Below are 20,651 nucleotides of genomic sequence, written 5' to 3' on the forward strand. Positions count from 1 at the left end.
TGGATCCCCGCCTTCGCGGGAATGACGAGCTTAGGGGGGTGAAGCAGCGCTTGCTTATCAGGAGTTACCGCAATCCCACTCGCACCCCCGCCCACAGCGTGCGCGGGATGCCGAGGTCGATCGATCCGGCCTGGTTGCGGGTGACGATGCTCTCGTCGAACAGGTTCTCCCCCCGCAGCAGCAGGCTCACCGCGCGGGTAAGCGGGATCTGCACCACGCCGTCGAGCGTGGTGGCGGCGGGCAGCACGTCGGTTTCGAGATCGTCCTCGAACTGGGCACCGGTGTGGCGCAAGGTCGCGGCAAGGCGCCAGCCCTCGCGCGGAGCCCAGGCGAGGGTTCCGGTCGCGGCGAGCTTGGGCACTTGCGCCGGCCGCTTGCCGTCGAGCGCGGCCGAGGTGCCGCTCGCGTCCACTTCGGCGTCGGTCCAGGACAAGCTGCCGTCGAACGAAACGGTGCCAAGAGCCGCGCGCGCGCCCAATTCCAGGCCGCGCGCGTGGACGGCGTCGACATTCCGGCGCTGCCGGGTGGTGGGGGTGAGCGTCACGTTGGCGATCGCGTCCTTCAGCCGGTTGTCGAATACGGTTGCGGTGAGCGTGACGTTCGGCACCGGGGTCAGCTCGATCCCTGCCTCGTAGCCGCGTAGCCGCTCGTTCCGGAGCGCGGCGTTGGCCTGGGTGGCGATCGGGAAGACCACGAAGGGCCGGTATAGCTCGTTGAGCGTCGGCTGGCGAAAGCCGGTATAGGCCGCCGCGCGCAGGGCCAGGGCCGTGCTCGCGCGCCACACGGCGCCGCCACGGAAGTTGCCTTCCCAGCCGGCGCGATCCGCGAAGCGGGTGTCGATGGTCGTCCGTCCGGCGGCGTCGAGTTCGCGGAAGAAGCCATCTGTGACCTGCCACCGATCGGCGCGCGCCCCGGCGGTCAGGATCAGGTCGCCGATCGTCCAGTCGTCCTCGGCATAGAAGCCGACATCGGTGTTGCGCCCGCCTGCGCGGCGCACCGCCGTGCGCAGGCCGGTAATGGCGTTGAACGGTTCTTCGTAGAGCGCGCCTTCGGATACGCGCACATCGGCGCCGAGCCGCAGCACGTGGTTCTCGCCTATCGGTGGGCGCAGCTCGGCCTTGCCGCCGTAGCCAGTCGATGGCGTCTTGGCCTGGTTGAGCGTCTTGCGGAAGCTGGTGGCGCTGATCACGATGTTGGAGAAGTCCTGCACCTGGACGTAGCCGAGCACATCGAAGGCCCAATCGCCGCGGCCGACCAGGCGCAGGCTCGCCTGCTGTCCGCTCGAGGTCGAATCGGCGCCGTCGAAGCGCAGCGTGCGCGCATCGTCGTATGCAAGCGCCGAGGCCTGCACCTCGATCGTGTCGGTGAGCGGCACGACGGCGCGCAGGGCGGCGGACCAGCTCTCGTACCGCGCGCGTGCGCTGGCGGGCACGCGCTGGTCCCTGGGCGTGGTCCAGAAGCCCTGGCCACGATCCCACTGCACCGATGCGACGGCAAAGCCCTGGCCCAGACGCGGCGCGGCGGTGAGCGAGGCTTGCGTCTCGCCGCGCTGGTCTACCAGCACCTGGCCGGAGAGCAGGCCGATTGAGTCGGGCCCGCCGCTCTCCAGCTCGATCGAGCCCGAGACCGCGCCCGAGCCGAACGCGCCCGAGCCGCCGCCGCGCGTCACGCGGACACGGCCGAGCCGATCGGGTGCGAGCGCGCTGAACGGGATGTAGCCGAAGAACGGGTTGGCGACCGGCACGCCGTCGAGCAGCACCAGCGCCCGGCTGGAGGCATTGCCGCCCAGCGCGCGCAGCGTCGCGCCCTGGTTCGAGGGATTGGACGAGCGGCTGTCCGAGCGGCGGAACTGCGAGAAGCCCGCGACCGAGGTCAGCACGTCCTCGATCCGGCCCGAAGCGCTGGATGCGATCGTGCCGCGATCGAGCGTGACCACGTCGTAGGCCGGAGTGGCCGGACTGTCGGGCAGTCCACGGCCGATGACGATGATCGGACTAGCGGGCTGTGGTCCCGCTTCCGGGCTCGCTTGCGCGAACGCGGGGGTCGCGGCCATCGTCAGCATGGCAGAAGACAGCATCGCCGCGACAGAGCGATGCGTCCGCGGGTAAGGGAAATGCAGCATGGCGCCCCTTATCGGCTGGCACAGGCAAGGCCAACTGCGTCTGGGAAACTTTCCCGGCACCTCTTACAGGTGGGTTCGAGTGGGGGCGATGCGGAATGCTCATCGCCAGTGTCGTCCCGGACTTGATCCAGGCCGGTTTCACCATGTCGCGCGCTAACCGGCTTGCTCGAATTCAGGATCATCGCTCCTGGAACCGGTCCCGGATCAAGTCCGGGACGACGCGGACCTCCTGCCCACCGCTCCGCTCGCCCACAGTGCCCACCAGATGATCAGCGGCTGCGCCAGCATTCGGGGCACGTGGTACGCCAGACCCAGGCCGTGATCGGCGCGCGCTAGGTCGAGCTGCATGTGATGGTAGTTGGCCGGCCAGACGCATAGCGCATAGAGCGCCAGGCCCCAGCCTGCCGCGCGGCGCAGCGGAAGCGACACAGGCTGCAGCAGCCCGGCTGCGCCCAGCAGTTCCGCGAAACCGGTCAGCGCCACTACCGTATGAGGATAAGGCACCCACTCCGGCGTGATCGCAGCGAAGGGCGCTGGCCGGACGAGGTGAATCACGCCGGCAGCACCATAGACTATTGCCAACGCCACGCACCCGATCCGTCGCATGCGGCTTTCGCTGTGCTCGATCAAATGCGTTCACTCCGACAAACAGGAAGGCACCCGACCGCAAATGATCGGGCGCCTGCCAGTAAACGCGCGAGGGCAGGGCGCGTGCCCCGCCCACCGGCCGTCAGAAGTCGAACTTCAGGTCCACGCCGTAGGTGCGCGGCGTGCCCAGCGCCTCGGTCACGCCGGTGGCGGTGGTGAGGTCCTGGATGGCGTATTCCTTGTCGAACAGGTTCTTGCCCCACAGTGCGATCCCAAAGGTTTGCGTGGGTCGGTATTCGATCGAGCCATTGACCAGGCTGTAGCTGCCCTGGCGATGGACGTTGTCGGGCTCGAAGTAGTAGCCATCGTTGTAGCTGTAGAGGCCAGTGACCTGCAGCTTGCCGGTGTCGCCCACCGGCATCGTGTAGCTCGCGCCCAGGCTCGCGGCGAACTTGGGCGAATTGGGCGTACGGTTGCCCGAGACATCGCCGAAGCACGTCAGGAAGCCGCCGGTGCGCGGGCCGGGGCCGAGCAGTCCAGGGTCCTCGGTGCCGAAGCGCGCGGCCGGGCAAGACGCCGGGTTGGGATAGACGATCGGCGCCTGAAAGTCTGCGCCCGGTCCGCCGAACTTGCTGAACCGCGACTTGAGATACGTCGCGCCCCCGAACAGGCGCAGGCCGTCGGCAGGCGCAGCCTCGAACTCCATCTCGACACCGTCGACCTTTACCGTCGCGGCGTTGAGGATCAGGTTGGCGCCGGGAGTCGCGACGGCGGCCGAGCGCACCTGGAAGTCGTCGATATCGTAGTGGAAGCCGGCCAGGTTCACGCGCAGCTTGCGGTTGAACAGCTCGGACTTGAGGCCAAGCTCGTAGGCCATGATCGTCTGCGGCAGGAACGGCGCGTTGGCCGGGCTCTGCAGGCTGTAGCTGCCCGCCTTGAAACCGCGATTGACCGACGCGTACAGGTTCACGCCATCGGTCAGATCCTGCCGCAGCGCGACGCGATAGGTCCACTCGTTGTATTTCAGGCGCGGGATCGGCTGGGTCGCGGGCGGCAGGCGCGTGCCGTTCAGCAGCACGTTGGTGGAGGTGCCGTCGAACTCGCGGCGATCGGCGGTATAGCGCAAGCCGCCGGTCAGCTGCGTGGTGTCCGTGACCTTCCAGGTCAGCTCGCCGAAGCCCGCGTAGGAGTTGGTCTTCAGGTCGGCGCGGATCTCCTGGCGCGCCACGCCGCTGCCGCTGAAGGCAAGACCGGTGAAGTCCGAATCGTTGCTGGCCTTGGAGTTGAGATAGAAGAACCCGGCCTGCCACTGGAGCGCACCGGTTCCATTGGAGGACAGGCGCAGTTCCTCCTGGATCGTCCGCGAGGTCGACACGAAGGTGATGCGGATGAGGTTTCGCGGACCGCCGTCGACGTCGAAGTCGCTGGCGTTGCGTGCCTTGCGATAAGCGGCGACGTTGGTCAGCGTGGCGAAGCCCAGGTCGAACTCGCCGGTCAGGCTGGTGCCGTAGACCTTCTGGCGGGTCACCGGGATCTGGTCCGAAGTAGAATCCTGACCTTCGACGCCGGGGAAGCCGCCGGTACCGACCGTTCCCGGCTTGATCTTCCAGGCGACGCCCAGATTGTCGCGGTTCTTGTAGTAGTCGCCCGCAAGCGTCAGCTTGATCGTGTCGGTGGGCTTGGCCACCAGCTTGGAGCGTGCGCCCCAATAATTCTCGGTGTGGATCTCGCGGTTCAGCGTCAGGTTGCGGCCCCAGCCCTTGTCCTGGTTGCGGTAGGTGACAGCGAGGTCGACGCCTAGCTTGTCCTCGACCAGCGGGGTGGCGAGGTAGAGCTTGGCATCCACGGTCTGGTAGTTGGCGTATCCGAATTGCCCGTGCATCTCCACCTCGTCGCCCGGATCGCGGGTGATGACATGGATCAGACCGCCAGTCGCATTGCGGCCGAACAGGGTGCCTTGCGGCCCTTTCAGGACCTCGATGCGCTCGACATTGTTGAAGTTGTTGATCGTCTGGGCAAGGTCGCCGAGGTACACGCCGTCGACGTAGAAGGCATTCGCGCCTTCCTCGCCCACCGCTGCATTGGTGGTGCCGACGCCGCGCACGAAGAACAGACCGCTCGCGCCCGAGCGGGAGAACTGCACGCTGGGGATGACTTGCGGCAGGTCGCGGCTGACGTCGATGCCCGCCTCATCCAGAGTGGCGGCGCTGACCGCCGAGACGGCGATCGGCACGTCCTGCACGTCTTCCTGGCGGCGCTGTGCGGTCACCACGATCGCCTCCAGCCCTTCGGTGTCCAAAGAGCTTGTCTGCGATGCGGGATCCTGCTGCGCCCATGCCAGTGTCGGCATCGCCACGGCCAGGACGCCGGCCCCGGCCAGCGCATGGACGCGTACCCTCGATCTCGAAGACCTCATACCCTGTTCCCCTCCTGTGCCCTGTTCGGACGCGCGTCTGCCGTGCCGTGGAGCGGCATGCGGGCGCATCGTTTCGGCTCGTTATTTTGACGCTGTCTTAGTCGGAATGGAGAAACGGTCAAGCATGGCGTCTTGACGCTTGTCGCAAGCTAGGTGCCGGAGGACGCCCTCAGGCGAGATCCTCAGCCTTCCAGGCTGGAGAGAAAAGTCCGGACCAGTTCGACGGTGTCGTCATGCGCCTTGTTCATGCCGACCTGGCTTTCCAGCACCATCGCGCGCGCGGTCGCGGACATCAGCATTGCCAGGGCCGGTGCGCTGATCTGCGGATCGGTGATGCCGCGTTTGGCATATGCGCGTTCGATCGCCTCGATCTGCAGGTCGCGGAAGCTCTCGCCGCTCTTGCGCATCTCTTCGCGCAGGAGCGGGTACTGCTTCGCAAGCGCCACGAACTCGAGCATCCGGCTGGCCTCGGGCAGGTTGGCGTTGAGGTCCCAGAGTGCATGCAAGGGACGCGGTGTGCTCAGCGCCTCGTCGTGCAGGCGGAAGTAGATGGCTGAGGAGCGGTGGAATACGGTCACCACCAGTTCTTCCATGGACCGGAAGTAGTAGTGCACCAACTGCGGCTTGAGTTCGGCGCGGGCGGCGATGCGACGCGCGGTGAACGCGACATAGCCTTCGTCGGCGAGGATTTCGGCAGCCGCTTCGATCAGGCGCAGGCGGGTTCTGGTGCCGGTCGACTGAAATCCGCGGTTCGAAACCATCGCATTCTCCACGTGGATCTTGGACCTACGCAGGAGAACGCCGCCGCACCAACGCTGACAATCCTATCGCCGTGGAGCCTGTTTGCAAAGTACGCAGGTACGCCGCCGGCAACCCGGCGGCGACTGCCTTAGCGTGCCGACGCGACCTTCTTGTACGGGACGAAGTCCTGCAGGCCTACGAAACCGCTGTAGAAGCGGCTGGTGCGATCGTGCAGTTGCACGGTGTCGAGCCGGCAGAGCGAACTCTGCGAGGTCGAGGTCACCATGATGTCATCGTCGTCAAGCGCATCGGCGTTGGTCGGGCGGTTGACGTAGAGCGTGTTGCCGAAGCGGTAGACGATCGCGGTCTTGTCGATGATCCGCGATTCCTGTGCCGAGCCGAGCGGCAGGCAGTTGACCGGCTTGCCGGGCTGGCGACCCTCCAGCATCCGAGCGAGCTTTGCCTCGCCTGTCAGCTTGGGCTTGGCGGCCATGGTGGGAGTTGCGAGCAGCGCTGTGGCAGCAACGGCCATCGTGATCGCCGCGGTAATGCTCTTCTTCATGGTGACCTCGTCCTGCGTTCTTGCGCTATCCATGCCACATCCGTGCTGAACCGGCGCTTGACGAAGTAACGTCACGTCACCCGCCATGGATCCGCAAGTCGCCCTGGATCAAGCCCCGAACGATCAAGCTGTGCCGCCCACGGTCAGCCCTTCGATCAGGAGCGTCGGCTGGCCGACGCCCGCAGGCACGCTCTGCCCGCCCTTGCCGCACACGCCCACGCCCTCGTCGAGCGCCATGTCGTTACCGATGCCGGTGACGCGGGTGAGCACCGAAGGTCCGTCGCCAATCAGCGTCGCGCCCTTGATCGGGGCTCCCAGCTTGCCGTTCTCGACCTTGTAGGCTTCGGTGCAGCTGAACACGAACTTGCCCGAGACGATGTCTACCTGTCCGCCGCCAAAGCTCTTGGCGTAGATGCCGTTCTTGATGCGCGACAGAAGTTCGGCCGGATCGTCGTTGCCGCCACGCATGAAGGTGTTGGTCATGCGCGGCATCGGCACATGGGCATAGCTCTCGCGCCGGCCGTTGCCGGTGGCGGGCACGCCCATCAGCCGCGCGTTCAGGCGGTCCTGCATGTAGCCCTTGAGGATGCCATCCTCGATCAGCACGTTCTCCTGAGTCGGCGTGCCCTCGTCGTCGATCGAGAGCGAGCCGCGGCGATTGGCGATGGAGCCATCGTCGACCACGGTGACTCCGGATGCTGCCACGCGCTCGCCGATGCGGCCGGCAAAGGCGCTGGTGCCCTTGCGGTTGAAGTCGCCTTCCAGCCCATGGCCCACTGCCTCGTGCAGCAGCACGCCGGGCCAGCCCGGGCCGCAAAGCACCGTCATCTCGCCGGCGGGCGCATCGACGCTTTCGAGGTTCACCAGCGCCTGGTTGAGGGCGATGTCGATGCCGCGGTTCCAGTTGGCCGGATCGAACAGGTCGTCGTAGAGCCAGCGACCGCCCATGCCGAACGATCCGGTCTCGCGCCGGCCATTGCTCTCGGCGAAGATCGAGACGTTGAAGCGCACCAGCGGGCGCACGTCGGTGGCGACGAAGCCATCGGGGCGGACGATCTCCACCACCGACCAGCTGCCGGTCAGCGAGCACGAGACTTGCGCCACGCGCGGATCGCGGGCGCGGGCGGCGGCGTCCACCATCTCGAGCAGCTTTACCTTCTCGGCAAAGGGCACGAGGTCGAGCGGTGATGCGTCGGTATAGAGGTGGCGGTTGGTCGCCTTGGGCGGGGCGGAACGCTTGCCGCTCGCCGGATCGAGCAGCTTGAGCGTCTCGCCCGCGCGGCGGATCGCGGCGGCGCTGATGTCGTTGGCATGGGCAAAGCCGGTCATCTCGCCCGACACCCCGCGCAGGCCGAAGCCCGCGTCGCGCGAGTAGTCGCACGTCTTGAGCCGGCCGTCGTCGAAGCCGAACGCCTCGGACGCGATGAACTGGAGGTAGAGCTCGCCGTCATCGCAGGACTTGAGCGTCTCTGCGGCGAGCCTTTGCGCTTCGTCGGGCGTGAGCTGGCCGGCGCGGTAGAGGAGCGAGCGGGGATCGGGTGCTGATGCCATGGGTCGGATATAGGCAGTCTGGCCCGGCGCGCCAATCGGCTCGCTGCGCTTCGTGGGCTGGGGGGGCACATAGGACGCGCCGACACGCGGAGGAGTTGTCCGTCTGCCCCGCCTCGGCGATACGGCGCTGCCCGGCTTGCCACGCCGCCCCCCGCCATCCACTGTGACTTGCATGGCGCTTTCCGATCTTCCCCGCCCTCCGCGTGCCACGGCCAATCCGGCCCCCGTGCGCCCCTCGAACTCGCTGCGGCGCACCTCGAGCATCGACGTGGCCTGGCCCGATGGCCCGGAGGCGCCGAGGCTGATGCTCGGTCGCGCCCGCGACGTCCGCACCGATTCGAGTGGTCGGTGCGAGGTGCTGGCAGAGGGTGGCTTCCGGCTGCACATGACCGAGGACAAGACGATCACCGAGATCGCGGCCGACCCGTCGCGGGCGAGCGTCGCCACGCTGGTGGGCGAGCGGGGCGGCGGCCACTTGCGCATGGTCCTGCGTGAGCGCTGCCCCGAGCTGATCGCGCAGGGCGACCCGCTCTACCTCGCGCTCGACGACATCTCGGGCACGTCGCTGGTTTCCGCCTTCGCCTGGTCGCAGTGGTATCCCGACTGGGCCGAAACGCTGCGCGCGCGGATGGGTGGCGAGGAGATGGACCGGATGATGGAAAGCCGCATCGACGTCTGCTGGGGCCTGCAGGAGGGCAACAGCGGCGTCCGGCGCGAAGGCCCACCGCACAGCGTCGCCGATGCCGATGCCGGCGAGCTCGTCAACCCGGCGGACCCGAGCGGCTGGCATGCCTTCCACGACGGGGATGGACCGGGCTTTCGCCGCGCGCGCCGCATCGACGTCACCCACGATGCCGGCGGCGGCGCCTTGCGCATCGACTCCATGTTCCAGGACAGCGCCAAGCTGCGCGAAGGCGGCCGCGTCGCCATCCACGAGTACCTGCTGCGCGCGACCTGCGATGCCGAGACGCTGGAGATCCTGACGCTGGAGCCCGAGGCGCGCATCCTGCCGTTTTCCGAGTGCCCGGGCGCGGTGCACAATACGCAGCGGCTGCTCGGCAAGCGCCTCGACGAGATCCGCGGCGAGGTCCTGGCGCTGCTGCGTGGCCCGGCGGGCTGCACGCACTTGAACGATGCCTTGCGCGCGCTTGCGGACGTGCCGGCGCTGGCGCGGGATTTGCAGGAGCCGACTTAGGTCACGTCCACCCGGATCGACAGTTCGCGGCCAGGCTGTGCATCGGTGCCGGGAACTAGCCTGCCTGGCGCTCCGATGCCTGGCGGGCGCGCTCTTCGCCCTCGATCACGCCTTCCATTGCTTCGCGCATGCGGGCGTAAAAGGCGGCGAGCGTATCGAAGCGCGCCATCACGGGGGCCGGCAGGTCGCGCTCGGTCTGACGTTCGAACAGGGTCTCCAGCCGCCCGAGCAGCGCCGCACGCTCGATGAACGAGCCGCCGTGGCTATCGGGAACGGCATAGTAGATGCGCTTGCTCCCAGGCTCGCTGTGGCGGCGCGCATTTCCGCAATGTTCCAGCGTGCGCGCGGCGACGCTGGCGTTGCTCTTGCTCATGCCGAGGTCGGCGGCGATCTCGTCCAGCGTAGCCGGACCGGCGCGCAGCAGCAGGTAGGCGTAGATGCGCCCCACCGGCCTTGCCCAACCCCATGGCGCCATGAGCAGTGCGATATCGTCCAGGAAACGTTCGTCCTCCGCCGACAAGTTCATGTTTGACATATTCGGAATTTAGTGAATTTTAGTGGGAGAAGCCAGCGAAGAATCTGGCGACCATTCGGGAGAGAGCATTCGATGGAAGCGGCGCAGTTCGCAAGCCGGTATGGCCCTTGGGCTCTGATCGCTGGCGCCTCGGAAGGCACCGGCGCCAGCTTTGCACGCCTGCTTGCCGAGATGGGCCTCAACCTGATCCTGGTCGCCAGGCGCGCGGCGCCGCTCGAAACGCTGGCGCAGGTGCTGCGCTCCGACCACGGCGTGGATGTCGTCACCGCCACGATCGACCTGTCCCGCGACGATGCCACGGCACACCTGCTGGCCGCTGTCGGACCGCGCGAAGTGGGCCTGCTGATCCTCAACGCCGGGGCCGATTCGAACGGCTCGATGTTCCTCGACAATGCCATCGCAAACTGGGACGCGCTGGCGAACCGCAATGTCATGACCACCATGCGGGCGCTTCACGCCTTCGCCATGCCGATGCGGGAGCGCGGGCGCGGCGGGCTGATCGTGGTCGGCTCGGGCGCGTGCTATGCCGGCCTGCCCGGCATCGGCGTCTACGCCGCCAGCAAGGCCTTCGACCTCGTGCTGTGCGAGGCGCTCTGGGCAGAGCTGGAATCCCACGGCGTCGACGTGCTCAGTTACGTGATCGGCCGCACCGACACGCCAGCGCATCGCGAGCTGATGGAAGCGCGCGGCATGGCGATTCCGGACGACCTGGCGCACCCCGACGATGTCGCCCGGCTGGGTCTGGAGCGGCTGCCGCATGGCCCGGTCTGCAATTGGGGTGAGGCGGACGACGAAGCGGTCATGGGCCCCAGTTCCGCGGCCCAGCGGCGCGAGCGGATCCGCGCCGTCGCGGCGATGTCCGCCGCCTATGCCGCGAAAGGATGACGCCGATGGCCGATATCATGCAGGAACTCGCCGACAAGCTGGCGATCACCGAGCAGATCTATCGCTACTGCCGCGCGGTCGACCGGTTGGACGTGCCGCTCGGCCATTCGGTGTTCCATGAGGACGCGACGGCCGATTACGGCCCGACTGCCTACAAGGGTCCGGGGCGCGGCGCGATCGACTGGATCTGCGACGCACACCTGAAGCTCGCCGCGCACTCGCACCAGGTCACCAACGTGCTGATCGAGTTGGACGGCGATCGCGCCGGCAGCGAGGCCTACGTCATGGCGGCGCTTCGTGGAGAGCGTGAGGGGCGTCCGTTCCAGATCCAGGTCTGGGCCCGGTACTGCGACACCTGGTCGCGGCGCGACGGCATCTGGCGCATCGACCATCGCAACAGCGTGATCGATTTCGATTCGATGAGCGACGTCCGCCCCTTGCACGATCACCAGTGGCCGCGGCGCGACCGCAGCGATCCCTCCTACGCCAACCTGGGAAATTCCGCATGACCGCCAGCAAGATCACCGTTTCGTTCGATATGCGCAGCCCCGATTGGGCGACGCCGACGCCGCAGCTCTATCGCGCCGCGATCGACATGGCCGCCTTCGTCGACCGGATCGGCGCCGACCAGATCGGGCTGATGCAGCACCACGGCTCGGACGACGGCTACCTGCCGCAGCCATTCACGCTGGCGGGCGGCATGGCGGCGGTGACCCAGCGCATCCGCTTCATCCTGGGCGCGGTAATCCTGCCGTTGCACGATCCGCTGGAACTGGCCGAGCACATCGCCGTGCTGGACAACATGTCCAACGGCCGGCTCTACGTGATTTTCGGCGCCGGCTACGTACCGCTCGAATTCGCGATGTTCCGCAAGTCCCTGAAGGACCGCGCGCGGCTGATGGACGAAGGCATCGAACTGATCCTGCGCGCGCTGGACGGTGAGCGCTTCGAGGCGGATGGTCGTCCCATCTTCGTTCGCCCGCGGCCGGTGCAGGACGCGCGCGACATCATCCTGGTCGGCGGCGGTGTTGCCGCTTCGGCCAAGCGCGCGGCGCGGCACGGCGTCGGCTTCGGCCCGATGAAGGGCGAACTGGTCGACCTCTACCTCGAAGAGTGTGAGCGGTTGGGGCATGCCCCGCGCACCTATTTTCGTTTGGTGCAGGGCATGCCGCTGGCGGTGCACTTGTGCGAGGATCCGGATGCCGGCTGGGAGGCGATCGCGCCCCACGCCGTCCACGTCATCACCGAGTACGCCAAATGGGCGGCGCATGAGGGCGACGGTTCCAACTCGCCGTTCAAGGGCCTCACCGATCCCGCGGTGCTGCGCCAGGCGGGCATGTTCTCCGCGATGACGCCCGACCAGCTGCTGGAGCGCGTCGCGTCCCTGCCGGACGGGCCCAACATTGGGTTCCAGCCGCTGCTCGGCGGCCTCTCGCCCGAGGAAGGCTGGAAGTCGCTGCACCTGCTGGAAAAGACGATGCCCGCTCTGCGAGACGTTATGGCGGCGAAGGTCGCCGCGTGAAGGCCGCCTTTATCGCCAATGGCCAGGTCGGCGTCGGCGAACTGGCCGACCCGACGCCCGGCAGGGGACAGGCCCTGGTGCGCACGCATGTCTGCGGCTTGTGCGCCTCCGACCAGCATTTCCTCAGCGGCGGGCACAATCTGATCGCACTGTCGCGCAAGCTGGGCGGGCCTTATGCCGCGCTCGACTTCGCGCGGCCCTTCGTGCCGGGGCACGAGTACGTCGGCGAAGTGCTGGATTACGGGCCCGGCAGCCGGCGCAGCGTGCGGCCGGGGCGCCGTGTCGTCTCGGTGCCGATCATGCGCCAGGGCGGCAGCCATGCGGTGGTCGGCTATAGTCACCAGTGCCCGGGCGGTTTCGGCGAGCTCATGCTGCTGGACGAGGACTTTCTGATCGAAGTGCCCGACGCGCTGCCCGACGACTACGCCGCGCTTGTCGAGCCGCTTGCAGTCGGGCTGGAGCATGCCCGCCGCGGCCGCCCGGACAAGGGCGATGCCGCGCTGGTGCTCGGCTGCGGGGCGATCGGGCTGGGTGTGATCGCCGGTCTGAAGCTGATAGGCGTGGGCCCGATCGTCGCCGCGGACTTCCATCCCGCACGGCGTGATCTGGCCATCGCGGCCGGCGCGCACATCGCGATCGATCCGCGGGAAGGCGATCCCTACGCACCGCTGCCGGCGTTCGACGGCCGCCGCGTGAACCTGATCTACGAGTGCGTCGGACAGCCCGGCATGCTGCAGCGGATCGTCGAGGCGGCGCCGTTCGACGGGCGGATCGTCATGGGCGGCTACTGCATGGAGGCCGAAAGCCTCTACGTCTTCGCCGCGCAGAACAAGCGCCTCAACATCCAGTTCGCCGGCGGCGAGGAGCCGCAGGACATGGACCTGGCGCTGCGTGCCATCGCCGACGGGCGGATCGATGTGACGCCATGGCTGGGCGGCCGGATCGGGCTGGGCGAGGTGGCGGATGCCGTGGCCAACCTCTCGGGTCCGACTGCGCCGGTAAGGACGCTGGTGGATCCGCGGCTGGGCTAGGCGGTCACCTCACACTTCGTCATTCCCGCGAACGCGGGAATCCATCTCCAGGTCGTTCCATGTACGCGACGTCGTGAGATGGATCCCCGCTTTCGCGGGCGTGACGGGTTATTGGTGTGAGAGAGACGCTTCTACCCCTCCCGCTTCTTCAGCAGCACGGTGCGCAGCATCGACAGCGCCGTCTCGCCGCGCTGGTTGGTCAGTTCGTGCTTGAAGACCACGATCCCCTGGCTCGGTCGCGACTTGCTCTCGCGCATCTCGACCACTTCGCTGTGGCAAGTGAGGGTGTCGCCGATGAAGGTCGGCTTGGGAGTGACGACCTTGTCGAATCCCAGGTTCGCCACCAGCGTGCCGACGGTGGTGTCGGCGATCGACAGGCCGACCGCCAGGCTGAAGGTGAAGGTGGAGTTCACCAGGATCTGCCCGAACTCGCTCGCCTTGGCGGCCTCGGCATCGAGGTGGAGCGGCTGCATGTTGTGCGTCATCGCGCTGAACAGCAGGTTGTCGGTTTCGGTCACGGTGCGGCTGGGCTGGTGGGTGATCCGCTCGCCCAGCTGCCACTCGTCGAAGAACTTGCCCGGCATCGTCAGCTTTCCTTTTTCGGCTTCTTCTTGGCCGCCGCGTGGCGGCCGGCGACCAGGCCCAGTTCGGCCCAGCGCCGCAGTTCCTCGGGGTAGTCGTAGCAATCGTCGGGCGCGAGGCGGTAGTTCATCGTGGCCGGCTTGCCGTCGCGGTCGTAGGTGAACTTCTCGCGCCCGGCCGCATCCCACTCGTGATCGGTCTGCGCATCGGCCTTGAACCACAGCTGGCCATCGGCGACGATCGCGAAGACCACGCCGTCGCAGTAGAGCGTCTGCCCGCCCATCATCGCGCGCGAAGTGACGGTGCCGGCATCCTCCATGCTCTCGACCACCCAGTCGACGATCTCGGCGTGCCGCTCCTTTTCGCGCGAAGTGCTCACGCGGGTTCCTTCGCCGCTTCCTCAATGCGGGCCAGCAGGGCCTCGACCTGCACTTGTTGCCCGGCCGCGGCGTTGAGTTCGGCCACCACCCCGTCGAACGGCGCGGTGAGCGTATGCTCCATCTTCATCGCCTCGAGCGTGAGCAGCTTCTGCCCGGCGATCACGGTCTGCCCGGCTTCGACCTCGACGGCGATAACCTTGCCCGGCATCGGCGCCAGGATCGCGCCCGAGCCGGCGGCGGCGCCGTGTACGCCCTCGCGGCGCCAGGGGGTGAGCTGCCAGGCCTGGCCTTGCTCGGTCACCAGCACGGACTCGGCTGGGTCGTCGCTACCCTCGCCGATGGCGATCTCGATCTCCTGCCCGTCGAGCAGGAACCAGGCCTTGCGCACCGGCGCGGCGTTCAGCCGCAAGCCCGGCGTGCCGTAAGCCGGCACCAAGGCAGCTGCGGCAGCCTCGAGCATTTCGGTCGAGGGCTGCGGCACTTGCGCCATCGCCTCGCCGTCGCGGCCGATGAGGCCGGTGTCGACGGTGCCGGCGACGAAGTCGGGGTGCTCCAGCGCCTTGACCAGGAACGAGGCGTTGGTCTTCACCGGCCACACCGCGCTGTCGCTCAGCATGTCGGACAGCCGCTCGCGTGCTTCTTCGCGATCCTGCCCCCACGCGATCACCTTGGCGATCATCGGGTCGTAGAACGGCGAGACTTCGGCGCCTTCGTAAACCCCGGTGTCGATGCGGCCACCTTCGCTTTCGCCGAACTGCAGCAGTTCCAGCTTGCCGATCGAGGGCAGGAAGCCCTTGGCCGGGTCCTCGGCATAGAGGCGCGCCTCCATCGCCCAGCCATCGATGCCCAGGTCGTCCTGGCTAACCGGGATCGGCTCGCCGCTGGCAACGCGCAGCTGCCATTCGACGAGGTCGACGCCGGTGATCTCCTCGGTCACCGGGTGCTCGACCTGAAGACGGGTGTTCATCTCCATGAACCAGATGCGGTCGGCGCGCAGGCCTTCCGAACCGTCGGCGATGAACTCGATCGTGCCCGCACCGACGTAGTCCACGGCCTTGGCCGCGCGCACGGCGGAGGCGCACAGTTCGGCGCGCGTGGCGGCGTCCATGCCGGGGGCGGGGGCCTCCTCGATCACCTTCTGGTGGCGGCGCTGGAGCGAACAGTCGCGCTCGAACAAGTGGACGACGTTGCCGTGCTTGTCGCCGAACACCTGGACCTCGATATGGCGGGGCGAGAGAATGTACTTCTCGATCAGCACATGGTCGTTGCCGAACGAGGCCGCCGCCTCGCGCTGGCACGAGGCGAGCGCGTCGGTGAAGGCATCGGGGTTTTCGACCAGCCGCATGCCCTTGCCGCCACCGCCCGCGACCGCCTTGATGAGCACGGGGTAGCCGATCTTCGCGGCTTCGGCGGCAAGGTGGTCGGGGTCCTGGTTCTCGCCCATGTAGCCGGGTGTGACGGGTACGCCTGCTTGGGCCATCAGCTTCTTGGCCGCGTCCTTAAGGCCCATGGCGTCGATCGAGGCCGGGTTGGGGCCGACCCAGACGAGCCCCGCGTCGATGACGCTCTGCGCAAAGGCGGAGTTCTCGGACAGGAAGCCGTAGCCTGGGTGGATGGCCTCGGCGCCGGTCTGGGCTGCGGCGGCGAGGATGCGCTCGCCTACAAGGTAGCTCTCGCGCGCCGCCGAGGGGCCGATGTGCACGGCCTCGTCCGCTTCGCGCACGTGGAGCGCCTGTGCATCGGCGTCGGAATAGACCGCGATGGTGCGGATGCCGAGCTTGCGGGCGGTGCGGATGACCCGGCAGGCGATCTCGCCCCGATTGGCGATGAGGAGGGATTTGATCATAAGAGGTCTCCTGATCCTCCCCGATACGGGGAGGGGGACCATCGCGCAGCGATGGTGGAGGGGCACAGGCGATGATCACTGGACCGCGAGACACGATCAAGCGCGCGAGGATGCTGCGCAGCGAAATGTCGCTGCCCGAGGTGCTGCTCTGGAAGGAACTGCGCAAACGGCCGGGCGAATTGAAGTTCAGGGCGCAGCATCCAGCGGGGGTGTACGTGGTCGATTTCTACTGCGCAGCGGCCAAGCTTGCGATCGAGATCGACGGCGCCGCGCATGACAGTGCGCCGGCGGCCAAGCGCGATGCAAGTCGATCGGCATTCCTGCGCTCGCAAGGTGTGGCGACTTTGCGAGTGCCTGCCAAGGCGGTCTTCGCTGACATTGGTTCGGTCGTCGTGCGGATTGTCGAGGTTTGCGGGCAGCGGGTGCGGCGACGCCGGGAGAATGCGCGGGTGCCCCTCCACCATCCTGCGGATGGTCCCCCTCCCCGATTCGGGGAGGATCTGGGCGACTGACCCCATCACATCCGGAACACCCCGAAGCGGGGTGCCTCCGGGATCGGGGCTTCGAGGCAGGCCAACAGCGCCAGGCCCAGCACGTCGCGGGTTTGCACGGGGTCGATCACGCCGTCGTCCCACAGGCGGGCGGTGGCGTAGTAGGGGTTGCCCTCGTCCTCGTACATCTGGCGGATCGGGGCCTTGAAGGCTTCGGCTTCCTCCGGTGTCCACTTGGCGGCGTCGCGGTGGACGGTCGCCAGCACCGACGCGGCTTGCTCGCCGCCCATCACGCTGATGCGCGCGTTGGGCCAGGTGAACAGGAAGCGCGGGTCGTAGGCCCTGCCGCACATGCCATAGTTGCCCGCGCCGAACGATCCGCCGATAAGCACCGTCAGCTTGGGCACTTGCGCCGTCGCCACCGCGGTCACGAGCTTGGCGCCGTGCTTGGCGATGCCTTCCGCCTCGTACTTGCCGCCGACCATGAAGCCGGAGATGTTCTGGAGGAACAGCAACGGGATCTGGCGCTGGCAGGCCAGCTCGATGAAGTGCGCGCCCTTTTGCGCGCTCTCGGAGAAGAGCACGCCGTTGTTGGCCAGGATCGCCACCGGCATCCCCCAGATATGCGCGAAGCCGCAGACGAGCGTGGTGCCGTAGAGCGCCTTGAACTCGTGGAACTCCGATCCGTCGACGATGCGGGCGATCACCTCGTGCACGTCGTAGGGTGCGCGCACGTCCTCGGGCACGATCGCGTACAGCTCTTGCGCGTCGTATTTGGGCGGGCGCGGCTCCTTGAGGTCGAGGCCATGCTGGTGCGCAGGGCCCAGGTGGCTGACGATGTCGCGCACGATCGTCAGCGCATGCTCGTCGCTGTCGGCGAGGTGATCGGTGACCCCGGACTTGCGGGAGTGCAGCTCTCCGCCGCCCAGGTCCTCGGCGCTGATCACCTCGCCCGTCGCGGCTTGCACCAGCGGCGGTCCGGCGAGGAAGATCGTGCCCTGCTCCTTCACGATGACGCTCTCGTCGCTCATCGCGGGAACGTATGCGCCGCCGGCGGTGCAGCTGCCCATGACGCTGGCGATCTGCGGGATGCCCTTGGCGCTCATGTTCGCCTGGTTGAAGAAGAACCGACCGAAATGGTCGCGGTCGGGGAAGACTTCGGCCTGGTTGGGCAAGTTGGCGCCGCCGCTGTCGACGAGGTAGACGCAGGGCAGGCGGTTGGCCTCAGCGATTTCCTGCGCGCGGATGTGCTTCTTCACCGTCAGCGGGAAGTAGGTGCCCCCCTTCACCGTCGCGTCGTTGGCGAAGACCATGCACTGGCGGCCCGAAACGCGGCCAATGCCGGTGATGATGCCGGCACCGGGAACCTCGTCGTTGTAGAGGCCGTTGGCTGCCAGCTGCCCGATTTCGAGGAACGGTGAGCCCGGGTCGAGCAGCCGTTCCACGCGATCCCGGGGCAGCAGCTTGCCGCGCGAGACGTGCCTTGCGCGCGAGCGCTCGTCGCCGCCCAGCGCGGCATGCGCGACGCGTCCGCGCAGCTCCGCGGCAAGGACGCGATTGTGCTGGTCACGTGCCTTGGCTTCGGGGCTGGCGAGGTCGAGCTTGGTGGGGAGCACTGGCGCGCTCATGCATCTCTCTCCTGGCGTTTAGTTGGGGTGTCTAGCGGGCGAGCCGCCGCGACGGAATGCGAAAAGACGGGCTCTGCGCAAGTCATGCCGAGAGCTGCTCGCTCAAGCTGCGCGATGCGCCCAGCAGGGCGGCCTTGATGCGGGGCAGGTCCTCGCGAATGGCGCTGCCGATGCCGATCGCCACCAGCGCATGGCTGGGCCGACCTTCCTGCTTCCACACCGGCGCGGCGACGACGGTCACGCCCGCGATGTAGTGCCCGGCGTCGACGGCGACGCCGCTGGTGCGTGCCTCTTCGACCTGGCCCTTCCAGGTTTCCCACGTGGGGGCCTCGTCCCAGCGCAGCCGATCGAAGCGTGGTTTCAATTGCGCATCGCTCCAGCCGCCGAAGGCGGCGATGCAGCGCCCGGTCGCCGATACCAGTGCCGGGAAGCGGCTGCCGACCTGAGTCGAGAGCTGGAAGGTGGCGCCCGACTGCGACATCGCCGTCACGATGATGTGGTCGAGGCCGAAGAGCTGTGCGCCAAGCGTCGTCAGCCCGAACTCGCGCGCAATGCGATCGAGCACGGGCTGGGCGAGCTCGTGAAAGGCATCGTGCCGCAGCCAGTGACGCGCCAGCGTAAGCACGCCCGCGTCCAGCGCATAGCGCTTGGTATCGGCATCGAAGGCGACCAGCTCTTCCTCGGCAAGAGCGCGCAAGACGTAGAGGCAGGTGCTGGGAACCAGGCCCAATTCGCGCGCGATCGCCTGCACACCCATCGGTGTTCCCCGCTTGCCCAACAGACGCAGGATCGCAGCCGCGCGGGCGATCGCCGGGGCCTTGCTGGTCTTCGTTTCGGGAGCGAGTTCAGCGATCATCGTTCAATATGTTGAATAGCATTCGATATTTACAACAACAAGCAGCAGTGGCAGAGAAGGTCAAGCAAGAACAGGCACGGGCGGATCCGTGCCGATCCGGGATTGATCGATGACCAGGCTCACCGACTACACCAGCTATGCCGATGCCCAGCTCCACGCGAGTTCCGCAGGGTTGTGGGAGCTGTTCGATGGCGATCGTGAGCACCTGAACATCGCGCACGAGTGCATAACCCGCCATGCCGACGGCTCCGGCCGGGCAGCGGTGCGGCTGGCGAACGCGGACGGCTCCGACGCCATCCTCAGCTTCGACACGATCAGCGCCGGCGCTGCGCAGTTCGCGCACTGGCTCGACAAGGAAGGCGTGCAGCCGGGCGAGCGGATCGCCTTTATGCTGGAGCCGTCGCTGCCCTTTTACGTCTGCCTGTTCGGGGCGATGCAGACCGGCGCGATCTCGGTCCCGCTGTTCACGCTGTTCGGTCCCGATGCCCTGCGGCTGCGCGTGGGGGACTGCAATCCCACGATCCTGATCACCAATGCCGAGAAGGCGGAGCTGGCGCGTTCGGTCGAAGGGCCGCGCGTGATCGTCGCCGACGACGCGTTCCTCGCCTCGCTCTCCGATCTGCCGACCACCTACACGCCGAAGACCAAGGCCAACGACATGGCCGTCTTCCAGTACACCAGCGGCACCACGCGCGAGCTGCCCGAGGCGGTCAAGCACTCACACCGCACGCTGGTGACGCTGATGTTCGCGGCGCTCTATGGCACCGGCATTCGCCCGGGCGACGAGTTCTTCTGCCCGTCATCGCCCGCCTGGGGCCACGGCTTGTGGCACGGCACGCTCGCGCCGCTGGCGATGGGCGTGACAACCGGCACCTTTGCGGGCCGCTTCGATCCGGTGCGGCTGATGAAGGCGCTCGACGATTTCAAGATCACCAACATGAGCGCGGCCGCCACCCACTACCGCATGATGAAGAACAGCGGGAAGGGCGGCGACTTCCAGTTCCACTTCAAGAAGCTGTCGTTCACCGGAGAGCCCATCGACCCGGCCACGCTGGATTGGATCGACGAGACCTTCAAGGTCCCCGCCTGCTCGATGTACGGCACGACCGAGATCGGCGTGGTGCTGGTGAACTACCCGGGCGCCGAGGACTTCGTGGTCAAGCCTGGCTCGCTCGGCAAGCCCATCCCGGGGCAGAAGCTCGAAGTGCATCGGCTGGACGGCTCGATTACCGATCCGGGTGAAATCGGCGAGCTGATGCTCTGGCGTGGCGGCGGGTGGATGACCACCAAGGACCGCGCGAAGACCGACGAGGACGGCTATTTCTATCACTGCGGCCGCGCCGACGACGTGATCATCTCGGCCGGCTGGACGATGTCCGCGGTCGAGATCGAGAACACCATGCTGCGCCACGACAACGTCATGGAGTGCGGCGTGATCGGCGTTCCCGACGAACAGCGCGGCCAGGTGGTCAAGGCTTTCGTCGTCGCCAATTGCGCGGGCAGCGATGCACTGGTGAAGGAGCTGCAGGACTTCACCCGCGAGCGGCTGGCCCAGCACGAATTCCCTCGCATCGTCGAGTTCGTCGACGAACTGCCCAAGAACCCGGCCGGCAAGGTCCACCGCAAGATGCTGCGCGACCGTGAGGCCGCAAAGGCGGCGGAGGCGGCCACGGCCTGGTCAACCTAGCAACCTCGTCATCCCGGACTTGATCCGGGATCC

Annotated in this window: 19 protein-coding genes; 7 read left to right on the forward strand and 12 right to left on the reverse strand. The window is 67.4% G+C overall.

What is annotated here, in order from left to right; translation table 11 throughout:
* Positions 1-64: 64 nt before the first annotated feature.
* The 6 genes from HNO88_RS02920 to tldD form a co-directional block, all read right to left on the reverse strand.
* Positions 65-2,122, reverse strand: a complete 2,058-nt coding sequence (locus HNO88_RS02920) for a TonB-dependent receptor plug domain-containing protein (protein ID WP_246381136.1) — start codon at positions 2,120-2,122, stop codon at positions 65-67.
* 204 nt (positions 2,123-2,326) lie between these two features.
* Complete coding sequence (locus tag HNO88_RS02925; protein ID WP_184242583.1) at positions 2,327-2,728, reverse strand: DoxX family protein; 402 nt, start codon at positions 2,726-2,728, stop codon at positions 2,327-2,329.
* Positions 2,729-2,852: 124 nt separating this feature from the next.
* A complete protein-coding gene (locus HNO88_RS02930; RefSeq protein WP_184242584.1) occupies positions 2,853-5,126 on the reverse strand; it encodes a TonB-dependent receptor in 2,274 nt (757 codons plus the stop codon).
* 182 nt (positions 5,127-5,308) lie between these two features.
* A complete protein-coding gene (locus tag HNO88_RS02935; protein ID WP_184242585.1) occupies positions 5,309-5,887 on the reverse strand; it encodes a TetR/AcrR family transcriptional regulator in 579 nt (192 codons plus the stop codon).
* Between the two features lie 128 nt (positions 5,888-6,015).
* Complete coding sequence (locus HNO88_RS02940) at positions 6,016-6,429, reverse strand: hypothetical protein (RefSeq protein ID WP_184242803.1); 414 nt, start codon at positions 6,427-6,429, stop codon at positions 6,016-6,018.
* Positions 6,430-6,552: 123 nt separating this feature from the next.
* Complete coding sequence (gene tldD, locus HNO88_RS02945) at positions 6,553-7,980, reverse strand: metalloprotease TldD (RefSeq protein ID WP_184242586.1); 1,428 nt, start codon at positions 7,978-7,980, stop codon at positions 6,553-6,555.
* 172 nt (positions 7,981-8,152) lie between these two features.
* Here tldD and HNO88_RS02950 point away from each other — a divergent pair, with 172 nt between their 5' ends.
* Positions 8,153-9,175 carry a DUF2889 domain-containing protein gene (locus HNO88_RS02950; RefSeq protein ID WP_184242587.1) on the forward strand — a complete coding sequence of 341 codons (1,023 nt, stop codon included), beginning with the start codon at positions 8,153-8,155 and terminating at the stop codon, positions 9,173-9,175.
* A 55-nt stretch (positions 9,176-9,230) separates the two neighbouring features.
* Here the strand turns inward: HNO88_RS02950 and HNO88_RS02955 are convergent, their stop codons facing one another.
* On the reverse strand, positions 9,231-9,701 hold the full coding sequence (locus HNO88_RS02955) for a GbsR/MarR family transcriptional regulator (RefSeq protein WP_246381137.1): 471 nt from the start codon (positions 9,699-9,701) through the stop codon (positions 9,231-9,233).
* An 81-nt stretch (positions 9,702-9,782) separates the two neighbouring features.
* Here HNO88_RS02955 and HNO88_RS02960 point away from each other — a divergent pair, with 81 nt between their 5' ends.
* From HNO88_RS02960 to HNO88_RS02975, 4 genes are read left to right on the forward strand one after another with little or no spacing between them, the layout of a single operon-like run.
* On the forward strand, positions 9,783-10,595 hold the full coding sequence (locus HNO88_RS02960; RefSeq protein ID WP_184242589.1) for an SDR family NAD(P)-dependent oxidoreductase: 813 nt from the start codon (positions 9,783-9,785) through the stop codon (positions 10,593-10,595).
* Between the two features lie 5 nt (positions 10,596-10,600).
* Positions 10,601-11,104, forward strand: a complete 504-nt coding sequence (locus HNO88_RS02965) for a nuclear transport factor 2 family protein (RefSeq protein ID WP_184242590.1) — start codon at positions 10,601-10,603, stop codon at positions 11,102-11,104.
* Complete coding sequence (locus tag HNO88_RS02970) at positions 11,101-12,117, forward strand: LLM class flavin-dependent oxidoreductase (protein ID WP_184242591.1); 1,017 nt, start codon at positions 11,101-11,103, stop codon at positions 12,115-12,117. Before HNO88_RS02965 ends, HNO88_RS02970 begins: the two co-directional genes overlap by 4 nt.
* Positions 12,114-13,148, forward strand: coding sequence for a zinc-binding dehydrogenase (locus HNO88_RS02975; protein WP_184242592.1), 1,035 nt, complete (start codon positions 12,114-12,116; stop codon positions 13,146-13,148). The genes HNO88_RS02970 and HNO88_RS02975 overlap by 4 nt, the downstream gene beginning before the upstream one ends.
* A 131-nt stretch (positions 13,149-13,279) precedes the next feature.
* On the opposite strand, the gene HNO88_RS02980 is transcribed toward HNO88_RS02975, so the two are convergent.
* From HNO88_RS02980 to HNO88_RS02990, 3 genes are read right to left on the reverse strand one after another with little or no spacing between them, the layout of a single operon-like run.
* The gene (locus tag HNO88_RS02980) at positions 13,280-13,732 is read right to left on the reverse strand and encodes a MaoC family dehydratase (RefSeq protein ID WP_184242593.1); all 453 of its coding nucleotides are present in this window, start codon (positions 13,730-13,732) and stop codon (positions 13,280-13,282) included.
* A 2-nt stretch (positions 13,733-13,734) separates the two neighbouring features.
* Positions 13,735-14,109: a TfoX/Sxy family protein gene (locus tag HNO88_RS02985; RefSeq protein WP_312856980.1), complete on the reverse strand. Its 375-nt coding sequence runs from the start codon at positions 14,107-14,109 to the stop codon at positions 13,735-13,737.
* Positions 14,106-15,956: an acetyl/propionyl/methylcrotonyl-CoA carboxylase subunit alpha gene (locus HNO88_RS02990; RefSeq protein ID WP_184242594.1), complete on the reverse strand. Its 1,851-nt coding sequence runs from the start codon at positions 15,954-15,956 to the stop codon at positions 14,106-14,108. The genes HNO88_RS02985 and HNO88_RS02990 overlap by 4 nt, the downstream gene beginning before the upstream one ends.
* A gap of 71 nt (positions 15,957-16,027) precedes the next feature.
* Here HNO88_RS02990 and HNO88_RS02995 point away from each other — a divergent pair, with 71 nt between their 5' ends.
* Complete coding sequence (locus tag HNO88_RS02995) at positions 16,028-16,468, forward strand: endonuclease domain-containing protein (RefSeq protein WP_184242595.1); 441 nt, start codon at positions 16,028-16,030, stop codon at positions 16,466-16,468.
* 5 nt (positions 16,469-16,473) lie between these two features.
* Here HNO88_RS02995 and HNO88_RS03000 read toward each other — a convergent pair whose 3' ends face one another.
* A complete protein-coding gene (locus HNO88_RS03000) occupies positions 16,474-18,075 on the reverse strand; it encodes a carboxyl transferase domain-containing protein (RefSeq protein ID WP_184242596.1) in 1,602 nt (533 codons plus the stop codon).
* 82 nt (positions 18,076-18,157) lie between these two features.
* The gene (locus tag HNO88_RS03005; RefSeq protein ID WP_184242597.1) at positions 18,158-18,931 is read right to left on the reverse strand and encodes an IclR family transcriptional regulator; all 774 of its coding nucleotides are present in this window, start codon (positions 18,929-18,931) and stop codon (positions 18,158-18,160) included.
* A 109-nt stretch (positions 18,932-19,040) separates the two neighbouring features.
* Here HNO88_RS03005 and HNO88_RS03010 point away from each other — a divergent pair, with 109 nt between their 5' ends.
* Positions 19,041-20,618 carry an acetate--CoA ligase gene (locus HNO88_RS03010; RefSeq protein WP_184242598.1) on the forward strand — a complete coding sequence of 526 codons (1,578 nt, stop codon included), beginning with the start codon at positions 19,041-19,043 and terminating at the stop codon, positions 20,616-20,618.
* Positions 20,619-20,651: the final 33 nt, after the last annotated feature.

This window comes from Novosphingobium chloroacetimidivorans, from assembly GCF_014204535.1.
In the GTDB taxonomy this organism is placed as follows: Bacteria; Pseudomonadota; Alphaproteobacteria; order Sphingomonadales; family Sphingomonadaceae; genus Novosphingobium; species Novosphingobium chloroacetimidivorans.